The sequence below is a fragment of the Nocardioides sp. NPDC054178 genome, assembly GCF_055585005.1.
On sequence record NZ_JBVJKY010000001.1, the window covers coordinates 1,382,442 to 1,396,751 of the forward strand.

Here is a 14,310-nt window from a genome sequence, read left to right on the forward strand (position 1 = left end):
GGCTCTCACGGCCCTCACGGCCCTCACGAACCCGAGGATCGCAGCCCCTCCGCGGCTGCGATCCTCGGGTTCGTCAGGTGGCCGTCGTCGCGACGCTGGTGGCGACCATCACGGCGGTCATGACCGCGACGACCTCGTCGATGGCGTCCTTGACGCCCGTGGCCGCCCAGTCGCCCGTCGCGATCTCCTTCGCGCGCTGCTTGACCGTCCCGGCCCCGACGGCCCTGGTGTCGACCACCCGGTGGGCGAGGTCGATGGTGGACAGGAGCGCGATGAGCGGCCCGGTGCGCGCATCCGGGGTGGCGCCCTGGACGAGGACGGCTGTCAGCTGGTTGCGGACGGCGTTCTCGTGGGTCGAGTCCGCGGCCGGCCAGGTGGTGCGGGGGAAGAGCCCGAGGATCTTCTCGTCGCGACGCTTGAGGATGTTGCGGTCGCACAGCCGGGCGGCGAGCGTCTCGTGCAGGTCCTTGCCGAGGTCGGTGACGGCGTCCTTGGCCGAGAGCGGCTTGGTCGCCACCTTGCCGTACGCCGCGGCCAGGACCGGCTCGTCCGGCCGCCCGCCCGGCACCGCCACGGCCTTGGCCGGGGTGAGCCCCGACCTGGGCGTCACCTGGACCGAGCCCGTCATGGCGAGCTCGGTCAGGATGGCTCCCCCCAGCGCCTGCTGGACCCAGGCCGAGGTGAGCGTGCCCTTCTCGTCGTCCAGCACGAGCAGCAGCAGGTCTTCGGCGATGAGCATGTTCCGACGGTAAAGCGGCGCGCTGCCGAAAGCCTCCTACGAAAGGAGGATCTTTGCTCGGACCTTCGTCTAGGCCTGCGCCGACTCCGGGCCGGCCACGTCGAACATCCAGCTCACGCCGAACTTGTCGTCGAACTGGCCGAAGTAGTCGCCCCACGGAGCCTGCGCGAACGGCATCCCGGGCGTCCCACCCTCGGAGAGCTTGGCGTAGTAGTCGGCGAAGCGCGGCTGGTCGGCGGGGTCCGCGCTGGTCATCGCGACGGTGACCCCGGCGGTCGGGGCGACGTGGTCCATCCCCGGAGGCGTGTCGGCCGCCATCAGGACGAGGCCGTCGTCGAGGGTGAGCGAACCGTGCATGATCAGGTCCTTCGCCTCCGGGTCCACCGGACCCATCGCGTCACCCATGGAGCCGAAGGTCATGGTCTCCACGGTGCCGCCGAGCACCGACCGGTAGAACTCGAGGGCCTCGGCGGCCTCGGACTTGAAGCTGATGTAGGGGTTGAGCGTTGCCATCCGGATCGTCTCCTTTGATCGATTTCCGACCCCATCGCTCACACACTAAGCACGTTGGAGGGAACGGAGAAGGGCGATTCGCATCGGTTTGCCCTGATTTCGGGGCGGCCGGCGGCTCTGTCACGGGTGGCTGATCTCGACGCCCAGCCAGCCGGCCAGCGCGTCGATCTCGGCCTCGACCGCGTCACCGATCTCCGGCGTCCAGCCGAAGTCCTCGTGGACGGCGAAGACGTTCAGCACCCCCTTCTTGTGGTCGACCTTCGCGTCGAGCTTCCCGACCAGCCGCTCGCCGTACAGGATCGGGAGGGCGAAGTAGCCCCAGCGTCGCTTGGCGGCAGGCTTGTACATCTCCAGGACGTACTCGAACCCGAACAGGTCCAGCGCCCGGTCGCGGTCGTAGACGAGGCGGTCGAAGGGGGAGAGCAGGGCAGCCCGCGGCGCGAACTCGTCCTCGAGCGCGGCCAGCGCCTCGGGGTCGACCCGCCACTCGCCGTCGACGCCGGCCACGGTGCACGGGACACCGGCGTCGCCGGCACCGAGGACCTCGCCACCGGAGGAGTCCTTGCGTCCGGGACGGGCGATCCCGAGCGAGGCCAGTCTGCGCACCGTCTCCACCCTCAGGGCCTCTTCCGGAGAGGGAAGCTTCAGGTCGGAGGGGTAGACGCGCTCGGCGATGTCCCAGGTGCGCAGCTTGCCGCGGCGCCCGGCGACGGCGACCTCGCCCAGCCGGTTGAGCAGCTCGATCATCCTCAGGACGTTCTTGTCGTTGGTCCAGCCCGTCGAGGCCCAGGGCACCTCCGCGGTGTCCTCGATCTCGCCGGCCACGAGCGGACCGTCGGCTCGGAGGCGATCCAGGATCTGCGTACGGAATCTCTTGTTGGTCTCCACCCACTCGAGAGCCGTGGGGTGGATCCGGCCCGGCGACAGGGCGAGAAACGTCTCGATCTCGTCCATCGGCACGACGAAGCTGGAGAACTCCACCAGCGAGCGCTCCTGCTCGAGGGCGAAGGTGAGATCCGAATGATCGTACGCATCCCCCAACCGTGACCACGCGACGAGATCCGCGCTCGGTGCGATCGCCTTGGTCGGGTCGATCTGCAGGAGCGTCAGCTGGTCGACCGTCTCCACCAGCGAAACCGGCCGACGCGCATCGAGGAGCTGGGCGCGGACAGCGATCCGGCGCGCCTGCTCCGGGGTCAGGGTGAGCGTCATGGTCACACAGTATGGGGAGTTCCGGACGACCTGCTGCCGATTCGAACCGATCTTCCCATTCCGCTTGACCGCGCGAATGTTAACGCTCACACTGGGTCGCATCGTGACGACGGTCACACTGGCCGCCGCAGTAAAAACACTGGAGGACGACAGTGAAGAAGACCCTCATCGGGCTGTGTGCGCTCGCCTTGGGTGGGATGTCGCTCAGCGCGTGCGGCGGCAGCGAAGCCGCCGACGACGGCTCGATCACCATGGGGTTCGCCCAGGTCGGCGCCGAGAGCGGCTGGCGCACCGCGAACACCACATCGATCCAGGACTCGGCCAAGGAATCCGGCATCGACCTGAAGTTCTCCGACGCGCAGCAGAAGCAGGAGAACCAGATCAAGTCGATCCGGTCCTACATCCAGCAGAAGGTGGACGTCATCGCGTTCAGCCCGGTCGTCGAGACCGGCTGGGACGCGGTGCTCCAGGAGGCCAAGCGCGCCAAGATCCCCGTCGTGCTGACTGACCGGGCCGTGGACACCGAGGACACCTCGCTCTACGTCACCTTCATCGGCTCCGACTTCGTCGAGGAGGGTGAGAAGGCGGGGCAGTGGCTGGTCGACAACGCCGACGCGTCCGACGTGGACAAGGACGGCGCGGTCAACGTCGTCGAGCTTCAGGGCACCACCGGATCGGCTCCGGCGATCGACCGCAAGAAGGGGTTCGAGGACAAGATCGCCGCGGACTCGAAGATCAAGATCACCGAGTCCCAGACCGGTGACTTCACCCGGGACGGCGGCAAGCAGGTCATGGAGGCCTTCTTGCAGTCCAACCCGAAGATCGACGTCGTCTACGCCCACAACGACGACATGGGCCTGGGCGCGATCGAGGCGATCAAGGCAGCCGGCAAGAAGCCCGGCACCGACATCAAGATCATCACCGTCGACGCGGTCAAGGACGGCATGACCGCGCTGGCCGCTGGCGAGATCAACTTCATCGTCGAGTGCAGCCCGTTGCTCGGGCCGCAGCTGATGGATGTGGCCGAGAAGGTCGTCGCCGGCGAGGAGGTCCCCGACCGCATCGTCACCGAGGAGACCACCTTCACCCCCGAGCAGGCCGCTGAGGCACTGCCCGACCGCAAGTACTGACGCCCGTTGACCGAGGTGCCTCGGTGAGGCGCTGCTTCCCTCGTGGAACTCCACGAGGGAAGCGCGCGTCCACCGAGCTACCTCGGTGAGCATCCGCCGCCGCCCCCTCCGACCAGCAGGAGCCAGTACGACATGAGCCAGGCAGAGATGAAGCCACCCCGGCCGGTGGTGGAGATGCGCGACGTCTCCATCACGTTCGGAGCGGTCCGAGCGCTCGACAGCGTCTCGCTGCGACTCCTCCCGGGGGAGGTGCACGCGCTCATGGGGGAGAACGGGGCCGGGAAGTCGACGCTGATCAAGGCCCTGACCGGGGTCTACACGATCGATTCGGGACGGGTGGAGATCGCCGGCGTCGAGACCCGGTTCGCCACCCCGGCGGCGGCGCAGCACGCCGGGATCAGCACGGTCTACCAGGAGGTCAACCTGCTGCCCAACCTCACCGTGGCCGAGAACATGCTCCTCGGCCGCGAGCCGCGTCGCCTCAACGGGATCGGCCCGATCGACCGCCGGGCGATGAACCGCCGCGCGGCCGCCTCGCTGCAGAGCCTCGGCATCGACATCGACCCCGGGTCAGAGCTCGGCAGCCACCCGATCGCCGTTCAGCAGCTCGTCGCGATCGCGCGTGCCGTCGACACCGACGCCCGGGTGCTGATCCTCGACGAACCGACCTCCAGCCTCGACGCCGACGAGGTGGCCAGGCTGTTCGAGGTGATGCGCAGGCTGCGTGACCAGGGCACCGCGATCGTCTTCGTCTCCCACTTCCTCGACCAGGTCTTCGAGATCTCCGATCGGATGACGATCCTGCGCAACGGCCGCGTGGTGGGCGAGCGGCTGGTCGAGGGGACCACCCAGCTGGAGCTGGTGCAGCTGATGATCGGTCGCGACCTCCAGGTCCTCGAACGTCTCGACCATGCCGTGCACGAGGCATCCGAGGAGGCTGCGGCCGAGCAGCGCCTCCCGGTGCTGAGCGCGGTCGGGCTGGGCCGGAAGGGGAGCCTGGAGGCCACCGACCTCACCCTCTTCCCGGGGGAGGTCGTCGGCATCGCCGGCCTGCTCGGCTCGGGGCGTACGGAGCTGGCCCGGCTGCTGTTCGGCGCCGACGCCCCCGACACCGGCGACCTCACGGTTCGCGGGTCGAGCCGGCGGAGGCTACGCAGCCCGCGGCACGCGATCGACCGCAAGCTCGCCTTCTGCAGCGAGGACCGCAAGGCCGAGGGGGTCTTCGAGGAGCTCTCCGTGGCCGACAACATGCTGCTCGGTCTGCAGGCCACCCGCGGCTGGCTGCGGCCGATCCCGACGGCCACCAGGGAGAAGCTGGTCAAGGAGTTCATGACTGCTCTCGACGTACGGCCGGCCGACCCGAGCCTGCCGATGCGGAGCCTGTCCGGTGGCAACCAGCAGAAGGTGCTGCTGGCGCGCTGGCTGATCACGGAGCCCGACGTACTCCTGCTCGACGAGCCCACCCGCGGCATCGACATCGGTGCCAAGACCCAGATCCAGCAGCTCGTCGCCGATCTCGCCGAGAAGGGGATGAGCGTGGTGTTCATCTCCGCCGAGCTCGAGGAGGTCCTCCGGTTGAGCCACCGGCTGGTGGTCCTGAAGGACCGGCGCAAGATCGCCGAGCGGCCCAACCGGGGCATCGACGTCAACGACGTACTCGAGATCATCACCGGCGAACCCGGCGGCCTGGCCGAGAAGGAGCGAGCAGATGCCTGAGAACACCAGTCCGGGCAAGAGGCTCGGCGCCCGGGCGATGGCCCACCGACTCTTCTGGCCGCTGGCCGCGCTCGGTGCGCTGCTGGTCGTCAACCTGATCGCGACGCCGACGTTCTTCAACGTACGCATCCAGGACGGGCATCTCTTCGGCAGCCTGGTCGACATCGTCCGCAACGGTGCCCCGGTGCTGCTGGTCGCGAGCGGGATGACGCTGGTCATCGCGACCCGCGGGATCGACCTCTCGGTGGGGGCGGTGGCGGCGATCGCCGGCGCCGTCGCCTGCGTCTACATCGTCAAGAGCCCCGCCGACGGAGCCCTGGGCACGGCCGTCGTCGCGATCACGATGGCGCTCGCGGTCTGCGTCGCGCTGGGGCTGTGGAACGGCTTCCTGGTCGCGGTGGTCGGCATCCAGCCGATCATCGCCACGCTGGTCCTGATGGTGGCCGGCCGCGGGATCGCGATGCTGGTGACCGGCGGCCAGATCACCACGGTCAACAACGACGCCTTCGCCGCGCTGGCCTCGGGCCACCTGCTCACCCTCCCGGTCGCCGCCCTGATCGCTCTCGGTGTCTTCGCGGCCACCCAGATCGTCGTACGCCGCACCGCGCTCGGCCTGCTCATCGAGTCGGTCGGGATCAACCCGGAGGCGAGCCGGCTGGTCGGCGTACGCTCCCGCACGATCATCTGGACCGTCTACGTCTTCGCGGCGCTGTGTGCCGGGACCGCCGGCCTGATCATCGCCGCCAACACCCACTCGGTGAACGCCAACAGCCTGGGGCTGTGGATCGAGCTGGACGCGATCCTGGCCGTCGTCATCGGAGGTACGTCGTCGGCCGGCGGCCGCTTCTCGCTGACCGGGACCCTGGTCGGGGCGATGCTGATCGCCACGCTGACCCGGACCATCCCCAACATCGGTATCCCGGCCGAGGCCAACTATCTGTTCAAGGCGCTGGTGGTGGTGATCGTCTGCCTGCTGCAGTCGCCGAAGGCGCGGGCGGTGCTGCAGCGACGCAGCGACCGGACGCCGACCAGCCGCGAGGAGGCTGTCGCATGAGTGCTCAGGTGCCTGCCATCGAGACCGGGCTCATCGCCCGGGTCGCACGCTACAGCCCGCCGCGGCGCTACCTGCCCGTGCTCGGCACGTTCGCGCTGTTCATCGGCATGTTCGGGATCGGCGGGCTCCGCTATGAAGGGTTCGCCGACCCGCAGGTCTTCCTGACGCTGCTGCTCGACAACGCGTTCTTGATCGTGCTGGCGGTGGGGATGACGTTCGTGATCCTCACCGGCGGGATCGACCTCTCGGTCGGCTCCAACGTCGCCCTCTCGACGCTGATCGCGGCCCGGACGCTCGAGCTCGGCCTGCCGGTGGTCGCGGTGATCGGGGTCGTGCTCCTGGCGGGCACCCTGCTTGGCACCGCGATGGGACTGTTGATCCACTACTTCGACATCCAGCCGTTCATCGCCACCCTCGCCGGCATGTTCCTGGCCCGCGGGCTCTGCTACCTGATCAGCGTCGACTCGATCCCGATCAAGGACGAGACCTTCTCGGCCATCGCCTTCGGCTCGATCACCCTGCCCGGTGGCTACTACCTCGGGTGGACGGCGGTCTTCGCGCTGTTGATCGTCGCGCTCGCTGCGTACGTCCTCGCCTCGACCCGCTTCGGCCGCACCGTCTACGCGCTCGGCGGCAGCGAGCCGTCGGCGCTGCTGATGGGGTTGCCGGTCGCGGCGACCAAGGTCGGGGTGTACGCGATCAGCGGGCTGTGCGCAGCGCTGGGCGGACTGCTGTTCGCCCTCTACACGCTCTCGGGGTACTCGCTGCACGCGGTCGGGATGGAGCTGGACGCGATCGCCGCCGTGGTCATCGGCGGCACGCTGCTCACCGGCGGGCGCGGCTTCGTGGTCGGGTCGCTTCTCGGGGTGCTCGTGCTGGGCACGATCCAGACGTTCATCTCGTTCGACGGGACGTTGTCGTCGTGGTGGACTCGGATCTCGATCGGGGTTCTGGTGCTGGTGTTCGTGGTGGCGCAGCGGGTGTTGACTCGGCGGAGCTAGAGCGTTCTTTTGGCGCGCTTCGGTTGCTGTTTTTTGGGGTTGGTGTTTGCCGCCGACCCTTGCTTGGAGGGTGTTCTCGGCGGCGTCCGGAGTAAAGGACGGCCTTTGGCCGCCGGCTTCGCCGGTCGCCTTCGGCGATCCTTGACACCGGCCGTCGCCGAGAATTTTGGCTGGTTATCGGGTCGGCGGCAGGGGTTTGGTGCGACGGTTTTGGTTGGGCACGGGCTTGGGGATTTCGGCCGGTGTTGTTTCGTTCCGGTTGGTCGGGTAGGGGCAAGAGGCGAACGAACGTTCGTTCGTGCCGGGCCCCTCGCTGTGGGGTGCGCGGTTGGTGGGTGAAAGAAACTTTTCTTTCACCGAGGGTGGGCGGGCTTGCGGTAGGGAGGTTCGGTGGGGCGAACGAATGTTCGTTCGCCGCGAACCGGTCACCTGCCGAGGAGTGAATCGTCCGCGGCCACACCGGGGCCGCCGCCCCGATAGCCAGCCAAATCTTTCTCGACTGGCCCGGTGTCCAGGACCGCGCAGCGGCCGGCGAAGCCGGCGGCCGCAGGCCGTCCTTGACTCCGGGCCAGGTCGAGAAACACTCGAGAACGGGTCGGCGGCCCACACCAACCCCGCGGAACGGAGCGCCGACGAAGCAGCACTCCGCGTACGGCCAAATGCCTCTCCCCAACCCAGCAGACCTACAGCCGCCCAAGCGCCGCCCGAAGCGGATCGAGCCCGAGCGACCCGAGGTCCAGCGCGGCACGATGGAAGGCCTTCAGGTCGAACGCGGCCCCGGCACGAGCACGCGCATCCTCGCGGGCCTGGAGCCAGATTCGCTCACCGACCTTGTAGGACGGCGCCTGGCCCGGCCAGCCGAGGTAGCGGGCGACCTCGAAGTCGAGGAAGGCGTCCTCCATCAGGCAGTGCTCCCCGATGAACTCTCGGCCGAGCTGGGGTGTCCACACCTCCCCGGGGTGGAAGCCGAACGGGTTGTCCTCGGGGATCGTCAGCTCCAGATGCATGCCGATGTCGATGATCACCCGTGCGGCCCGGAAGGACTGTCCGTCGAGCATGCCGAGGCGGTCGCCCGGGTCGTCCAGGTAGCCGAGCGACTCCATCAGGCGCTCGGCGTAGAGCGCCCAGCCCTCTCCGTGGCCCGAGACCCAGCACATCAGCCGCTGCCAGCGGTTGAGCAGCTCGGCGCGGTAGGCCGTCTGGGCGATCTGGAGGTGATGGCCCGGAACTCCCTCGTGATAGACCGTGGTCAGCTCGCGCCAGGTGCCGAACGAGGTGACTGACTCGGGCACCGACCACCACATCCGGCCGGGGCGGGAGAAGTCCTCGGAGGGGCCGGTGTAGTAGATCCCGCCGTCGGTGGTCGGCGCGATCATGCACTCGATGCGCCGGACCGGCTCGGGGATGTCGAAGTGCACGTCGGCCAGCTCCGCGATGGCGCGGTCGGCGGTGGTCTGCATCCACGCCTTGAGCGCGTCGGTCGAGGTCAGCTGCCGGGCGGGGTCCTTGTCGAGGTGGGCCGCCGCCTCGGCGACGGTCGAGCCCGGCAGGATCCGGTCGGCGGTGGCCTCCATGTCGTCGAAGAGTCGCTTGAGCTCCTCCCAGCCCCAGGCGTACGTCTCCTCCAGGTCGATCTCGGCGCCCAGGTAGCGTCGCGAGGAGAGCTGGTAGTGGTCGCGTCCGACGGCCTCCTTCGGCAGTCCGTGGGGGACCAGCTCGTCGGCCATGAAGCGCCCGAACTCGGCGAACGCCTCGTTGGCCTTCGCCGCCGAGGCCTCGAGGTCGGCGCGCAAAGAGGCGGGCGTGGCCCCGGGGGCACGCGAGACCAGGCCGGTGAAGAAGTCGCCGGCACCCTTCTGCCCGGTCCAGCCGAGGATCTGGTCGACGACCTTCGCGTACTGTGCTGTCGCCGAGACCCGTCCGGCTGCGGCCTCCTCGCGCAGCGTCGCGGTGTAGCCCGCGACGGCCTCCGGCATCCCGGCCAGCCTGGCGCCGATCGCGGCCCAGTCGTCCTCGGTGCCGGTCGGCATCAGGTCGAAGACCTCGCGCAGGTTGTGGATGCCGCTGGTGATGACGGAGACGAACTTCCGGTCCAGCTGCGCCTCGGCGAACTCGATGTCGAGCCCGACCCGCTCCAGGAACGCGTCCTTGGCGACCTGCTCGCGCTCGTCGACCGGCTTGATCCCGGCCACGTCGGCGTAGGCCGCCCGGTTGAGCTCCTCCACCGCCTGCATCCCGTCGGGAGAGAGGTCGGGGAGCTCGGTGTCGTGGCCGGCGACACCGACGTACGTCGCGGTCAGCGGGTCGAGAGCGCAGAGCTCCTCGACATAGCGGTCGGTGCGGGCGTCTACGTTACGGGTCACGCGGCCAACCCTAGGACCGGGGCGTCGTGGGGCAACTCAATTCCGCCTGACTCGCAACGAACACGACAGACTTCGCGTAGGAGGTGTGTGAACGTGCCAGAGGAGGTGTCCGTGGATGCCGAAGAGCAGGAGAGGGACCCGGACTTCGGGGCCTGGGTGGCCTCGAGGGGGCCCGCGCTGCAGCGGTTCGCCTACCTGGTGACAGGCAACAGCTCCGACGCTCCTGACCTGGTGCAGGACGCACTCGCCCGTGCCTTGCCGCGGTGGGAGTCGCTGGCGGCGTCCGGGACGGCGGAGGCGTACGTGAAGAGGAGCATCGTCAACGGGTCGATCAGCGGCTGGCGCAAGCGGCGCCGCCTGGTGCTGGTCGAGGACGTCGAGCCGATGGCGACCAGCCATGAGCCCGGCCCCGAGGAACGAGACGCGGACGAGGCGTGGGCACTGGTGCAGACGCTGCCGTCGAACCAGCGAGCGGCCGTGGTGCTCCGGTTCTACGAAGACCTGTCGTTCGCCCAGATCGCGATGGTGCTCGACTGCGCCGAGGCGACCGCCCGGTCACACGTGCACCGGGCGCTGGCCAAGCTGAGGGAACGATTGAACGAGGGGGTTGGCAATGAGTGACTTCGAGCGCGAGGAGCGGGCCTTCCGGGCCGCCCTGGCCCGTGCCGCCGACGGCTTCGAGCCGCGGGAGCTCGCGATCCCCGGGGACGCTGAGGAGTCCGGACCGGCCGCGTCGACGGTGAAGACGGAGACGGCCGAGGAGAAGGCACCCGTACGCCGCAGGAGCACCTGGATCCTGGCCGCGGCCGCGGCGGTGCTGGCCGTCGTCGGCCTGGGTGGGGTGGTGGCCAACCTTCAGACCTCCGGCGGTGGCGGCGAGAGCACGGCTGCGAGCGACGCCTCCGGCGACGCGGACCGTTCCGGTGGTGCGCCCAAGGCGCTCGCGGAATCGGGTGAGGCGGCTCCCGAGGGCACCTACACCAACCGTGGCCGCACGGACCTGCCCGCGCCCGCGGACGGGAACCGCTGGGCGGTCCGCTACGACATCGCCTTCCAGGTGCCCGAGGAGTGGGCCGACGCCACGGCACCGGCGCTGCCGGAGTGCATCGCGGAGCCCGGCGACCAGTGGGACACCGTGCCGCGGACTCCTTACGTCGCGAACATCACCAACCAGCCGGTACCGAGGATCGCCTGCAACGAGACCGAGGACCGTGACTTCCCGCCCCAGTTCGGCAAGGTGCCGTTCGCGCTGTGGCAGCCGTACGTCCTGATCGAGAAGCCGGGCAAGGGCGGCACCCTTCAGACCGGCTCCTGGGAGCACGAGGGCTGGCTGCTGAGCCGGGTCCAGGTCGGGGACGGCGACGCCTACGCCACGATCCTCACCGGCCCCGGCGACGAGCGGGTCAACCAGGAGATCAAGGGCTCCCTCAGGACCGTGGCGAAGGATCCGTACGGCTGCGAGACCGCCTCGCCGCTGGCCGGGGGCGACCCGGTCCGGCCGAAGACCGAACCGTCGGCCCCGCCGCTGGAGGGTGATACGCCGGAGTCGATCGCGGTCTGCCGCTACGAGCCGTCCTCGGCATCGCTGACCGGGTCGCGTGAGATCACCGGCTCCGACGCCGCCGGCCTCGTGGAGGCGATCGGCAGCGCGCCGGCCCGCTCGGGTCCCAACACGCCGCAGAACTGTGCCGCCGGGCAGCCGGTCACGGCGTACGTCATCCTGCGGATCTTCCGCGACGGAGGCGAGCCCGGGGACGTCTACGTGAACTACGAGAACTGCGACGAGCACGGGTTCTACGACGGCATCACCGTGCACGAGCTCACTGCGGAGGCCTGCCGGCCGGTGTTCGCCGAGGAGCCGGTCACGATCTACTCGGCTCAGGGCGACGTCGCCAAGGTCTGCCTCTCCTGACCCTCGGCTGCTGGCCGCCCCCGCTCGGGGAGGGCGGCCAGCAACCGAGTAGTGCGCCACGCGGCGTAGAGGAAGAGAAGCACCAGCAGCCCGTTGCGCCAGGCCAGCACCTCGGTGATCCACGGGGAGCCGATGTCGTCGAAGGTGAGCATGTAGCCGTACATCCGCGGGAAGATCTCGTGGGTCAGCAGGGTGACCGCGACCAGCACGACCGACCAGATCCCGAGCTGTCGGCGAGCCCGGCCACGGAGCAGGACCAGCCCGGCTGAGGCGGCGGGGAGCAGCCAGAGCATGTACTGCGGGCTGAGCACCTTGTTGGTCACCAGGAACGCGGCCACGGTCGCGAGCACCAGCCACACGATCGTCTCCTCGGTCCTCTCGCCGCTGGGGAGCCGACGCCAGGCGAGCACCCACCAGACGATGACGAGCGCCCCGGCGACCACGGAGGCGACCGTCGCCGCGAGGAGCAGCACCTCGACCATCGGCCCGCTGATGTCGTACGCCTTCCACTCGGTGTAGTCGATGGCGTAGCCGCTCTCCGGACCGCCGTGGCCCCACTCGAACATCGCCGGGGTCGCGAAGACCGACTCGATCTGCAGGCCCCGCTCGCTCTGGTAGGTCAGCGGCGTCCAGAGACGGTCCCAGCCACCGAGCACCAGACTCAGTCCGGCCAGCGCGAGGCCGCTGGCGGCGACGGTCAGGATGACGCCGCGGCGGGTGGCGCGGTTCGCGGCGAGGGCCGGGATGACCAGGATCGGCCAGTACTTCGCGCCGGTCGCGAAGGCCGCGAACGCCGCGGCCACCTTCGGTTTCCGCACCGCGTAGAGCACCGCAAGGCCGACCATGATCCCGGGGAAGAGGTCGAACCGGGCGTACGCCGTCGCCCCGAGTGCCGGGACGGCGACCAGCCACATCGCCTCCGCGCCGGAGATCCCGAACCTCGGGTGCGCGCCGCGGCGGTTGCGGACGAGCAGCACCATGAAGAGCAGATCCGTCAGCGCGGCCATCGCCAGCACCGCCACGATGTAGGCCTCGCCGCTGAGCTGAAGCAGGTGGGTCGCGGCGTACGGGATCCAGAGCAGCAGCAGCGCCGGCACCGGATACTCGACCAGCGTGCCCGAGACCCCGTCCCCGGCCAGCGCGTCGAGGCTGTCGCGGTAGTAGTTGACGTCGCCCACCACGCCCCACTCGGTGCCCCACCAGGACAACGAGTCAGCCGTCGCCGGGAAGCCGTACAGGATCACTACCCATCCCCGGGTCACCAGCCATGCCAGGGTGACCAGGAGATATCGCCGAGAGAAGGTGATCACGGAGCGATCATGACATTGCGGTCCTCGTCAGTGAGGCAGCCCGCTTGCGCGCCAGGCGTTGGGGCCGGGGTGGAGCGGGGTACGCAGCTGCGGGGTGCTCCACAGGGAGCGCGGCTTCTTCTTGGGTGCCTCGCCGGCCGATCCCAGCGCCGCGAAGACGGCCACGATCGCGGCTACGTCCTCGGGGGTGGCGTTCTGGTCGATGACCTTGAGCAGGGGCTTCTGCTCTTCGTTGTCGGTCATATCCGTGACCACCTTTCGTTTCTCGGTCTGCCTTACGTCGGGCTGACGCCTGCGTCGGCGTCATCCGCTCTTGGCCGACCCCTCGCTTCGCTTCGGGATCGACTCAGAGCGGGATGTTGCCGTGCTTCTTGGCGGGGAGGGTTTCGCGCTTGGTGCGCAGCAGACGCAGTGCGCGGGTGACTTCGGCGCGGGTCTCGTGGGGTGGGATGACGGCGTCGATGTAGCCGCGTTCGGCGGCGATGTAGGGGTTGGCGAGGGTGGTTTCGTACTCGTCGATGAGCTCGGCGCGTTTGGCCTCGATGTCCCCGCCGGCGGCCTCGACCGCTGCCAGCGTCTTGCGGTGCACGATGTTGGCGGCGCCTTGGGCGCCCATGACCGCGATCTGGGCGGTGGGCCAGGCCAGGTTGATGTCGGCGCCGAGGTGTTTGGAGCCCATGACGTCGTAGGCGCCGCCGTAGGCCTTGCGGGTGATGATGGTGACCAGGGGGACGGTGGCCTCGGCGTAGGCGTAGATCAGCTTGGCGCCGCGGCGGATGATGCCGTTGTGTTCTTGGTCGGTGCCGGGCAGGAAGCCGGGGACGTCGACGAAGGTGAGGACCGGGACGTTGAAGGCGTCGCAGGTGCGGACGAAGCGGGCGGCCTTCTCGGAGGCGTCGATGTCGAGGCAGCCGGCGAACTGCATGGGCTGGTTGGCCACGATCCCGACGGGGCGGCCCTCGATGCGGGCGTAGCCGATGATGATGTTCGGGGCCCACAGCGGCTGGACCTCGAGGAACTCCTCCTCATCGACGATGTGGGAGATGACCTCGTGCATGTCGTAGGGCTGGTTGCCGCCGTCGGGGATGAAGGTGTCCAGCTCCCGGTCCAGGTCGGTGATCTCCAGATCCGAGATCTCCTCATAGGCCGGGGGCTCTTCCATGTTGTTGGAGGGCAGGTAGGACAGCAGGGCCTTGACGTACTCGATCGCGTCGGCCTCATCGGTGCCCATGTAGTGGGCCACCCCGGACTTGGAGTTGTGGGCCAGGGCGCCGCCGAGCTCTTCCATGGTGATGTCCTCACCGGTGACGGTCTTGATCACGTCGGGGCCGGTGATGAACATGCCCGAGGTCTTGTCGAC

The 14,310-nt window shown here is 69.1% G+C and carries 13 protein-coding genes; 6 read left to right on the top strand and 7 right to left on the bottom strand.

Going from position 1 to position 14,310, the window contains the following annotated elements; genetic code table 11:
• Window positions 1-73 precede the first annotated feature (73 nt).
• The 3 genes from ACZ6WN_RS06560 to ACZ6WN_RS06570 form a co-directional block, all read right to left on the bottom strand.
• Window positions 74-739 carry a GOLPH3/VPS74 family protein gene (locus ACZ6WN_RS06560; RefSeq protein ID WP_465863489.1) on the bottom strand — a complete coding sequence of 222 codons (666 nt, stop codon included), beginning with the start codon at window positions 737-739 and terminating at the stop codon, window positions 74-76.
• Between the two features lie 69 nt (window positions 740-808).
• Window positions 809-1,252, bottom strand: coding sequence for a VOC family protein (locus ACZ6WN_RS06565; protein WP_465863490.1), 444 nt, complete (start codon window positions 1,250-1,252; stop codon window positions 809-811).
• A gap of 120 nt (window positions 1,253-1,372) precedes the next feature.
• A complete protein-coding gene (locus ACZ6WN_RS06570) occupies window positions 1,373-2,464 on the bottom strand; it encodes a DNA glycosylase AlkZ-like family protein (protein WP_465863491.1) in 1,092 nt (363 codons plus the stop codon).
• Window positions 2,465-2,616: 152 nt separating this feature from the next.
• On the opposite strand from ACZ6WN_RS06570, the gene ACZ6WN_RS06575 reads away from it, so the two are divergent.
• The 4 genes from ACZ6WN_RS06575 (at window position 2,617) to yjfF (ending at window position 7,365) form a co-directional block, all read left to right on the top strand.
• Entirely contained in the window at window positions 2,617-3,594 is a 978-nt protein-coding gene (locus tag ACZ6WN_RS06575; RefSeq protein ID WP_465863492.1) for an ABC transporter substrate-binding protein, read from the top strand.
• A gap of 132 nt (window positions 3,595-3,726) precedes the next feature.
• Window positions 3,727-5,310 carry a sugar ABC transporter ATP-binding protein gene (locus ACZ6WN_RS06580; RefSeq protein ID WP_465863493.1) on the top strand — a complete coding sequence of 528 codons (1,584 nt, stop codon included), beginning with the start codon at window positions 3,727-3,729 and terminating at the stop codon, window positions 5,308-5,310.
• On the top strand, window positions 5,303-6,364 hold the full coding sequence (locus ACZ6WN_RS06585; RefSeq protein ID WP_465863494.1) for an ABC transporter permease: 1,062 nt from the start codon (window positions 5,303-5,305) through the stop codon (window positions 6,362-6,364). Before ACZ6WN_RS06580 ends, ACZ6WN_RS06585 begins: the two co-directional genes overlap by 8 nt.
• Entirely contained in the window at window positions 6,361-7,365 is a 1,005-nt protein-coding gene (gene yjfF, locus ACZ6WN_RS06590; protein WP_465863496.1) for a galactofuranose ABC transporter, permease protein YjfF, read from the top strand. Before ACZ6WN_RS06585 ends, yjfF begins: the two co-directional genes overlap by 4 nt.
• 683 nt (window positions 7,366-8,048) lie before the next feature.
• Here yjfF and ACZ6WN_RS06595 read toward each other — a convergent pair.
• The gene (locus ACZ6WN_RS06595; RefSeq protein WP_465863498.1) at window positions 8,049-9,728 is read right to left on the bottom strand and encodes a DUF885 domain-containing protein; all 1,680 of its coding nucleotides are present in this window, start codon (window positions 9,726-9,728) and stop codon (window positions 8,049-8,051) included.
• A gap of 111 nt (window positions 9,729-9,839) precedes the next feature.
• On the opposite strand from ACZ6WN_RS06595, the gene ACZ6WN_RS06600 reads away from it, so the two are divergent.
• Entirely contained in the window at window positions 9,840-10,349 is a 510-nt protein-coding gene (locus ACZ6WN_RS06600) for a SigE family RNA polymerase sigma factor (protein ID WP_465863499.1), read from the top strand.
• Window positions 10,342-11,640 (top strand): hypothetical protein, encoded by a 1,299-nt coding sequence (locus tag ACZ6WN_RS06605; protein WP_465863500.1) that lies wholly within the window; start codon window positions 10,342-10,344, stop codon window positions 11,638-11,640. Before ACZ6WN_RS06600 ends, ACZ6WN_RS06605 begins: the two co-directional genes overlap by 8 nt.
• On the opposite strand, the gene ACZ6WN_RS06610 is transcribed toward ACZ6WN_RS06605, so the two are convergent.
• The 3 genes from ACZ6WN_RS06610 to ACZ6WN_RS06620 form a co-directional block, all read right to left on the bottom strand.
• Window positions 11,607-12,950 carry a glycosyltransferase 87 family protein gene (locus ACZ6WN_RS06610; RefSeq protein ID WP_465863501.1) on the bottom strand — a complete coding sequence of 448 codons (1,344 nt, stop codon included), beginning with the start codon at window positions 12,948-12,950 and terminating at the stop codon, window positions 11,607-11,609. The genes ACZ6WN_RS06605 and ACZ6WN_RS06610 overlap by 34 nt on opposite strands.
• A 27-nt stretch (window positions 12,951-12,977) precedes the next feature.
• Window positions 12,978-13,193, bottom strand: a complete 216-nt coding sequence (locus ACZ6WN_RS06615) for an acyl-CoA carboxylase subunit epsilon (protein WP_465863502.1) — start codon at window positions 13,191-13,193, stop codon at window positions 12,978-12,980.
• 103 nt (window positions 13,194-13,296) lie between these two features.
• The coding region (locus ACZ6WN_RS06620) for an acyl-CoA carboxylase subunit beta (RefSeq protein WP_465863503.1) at window positions 13,297-14,310 on the bottom strand (1,014 nt) is incomplete at its 5' end.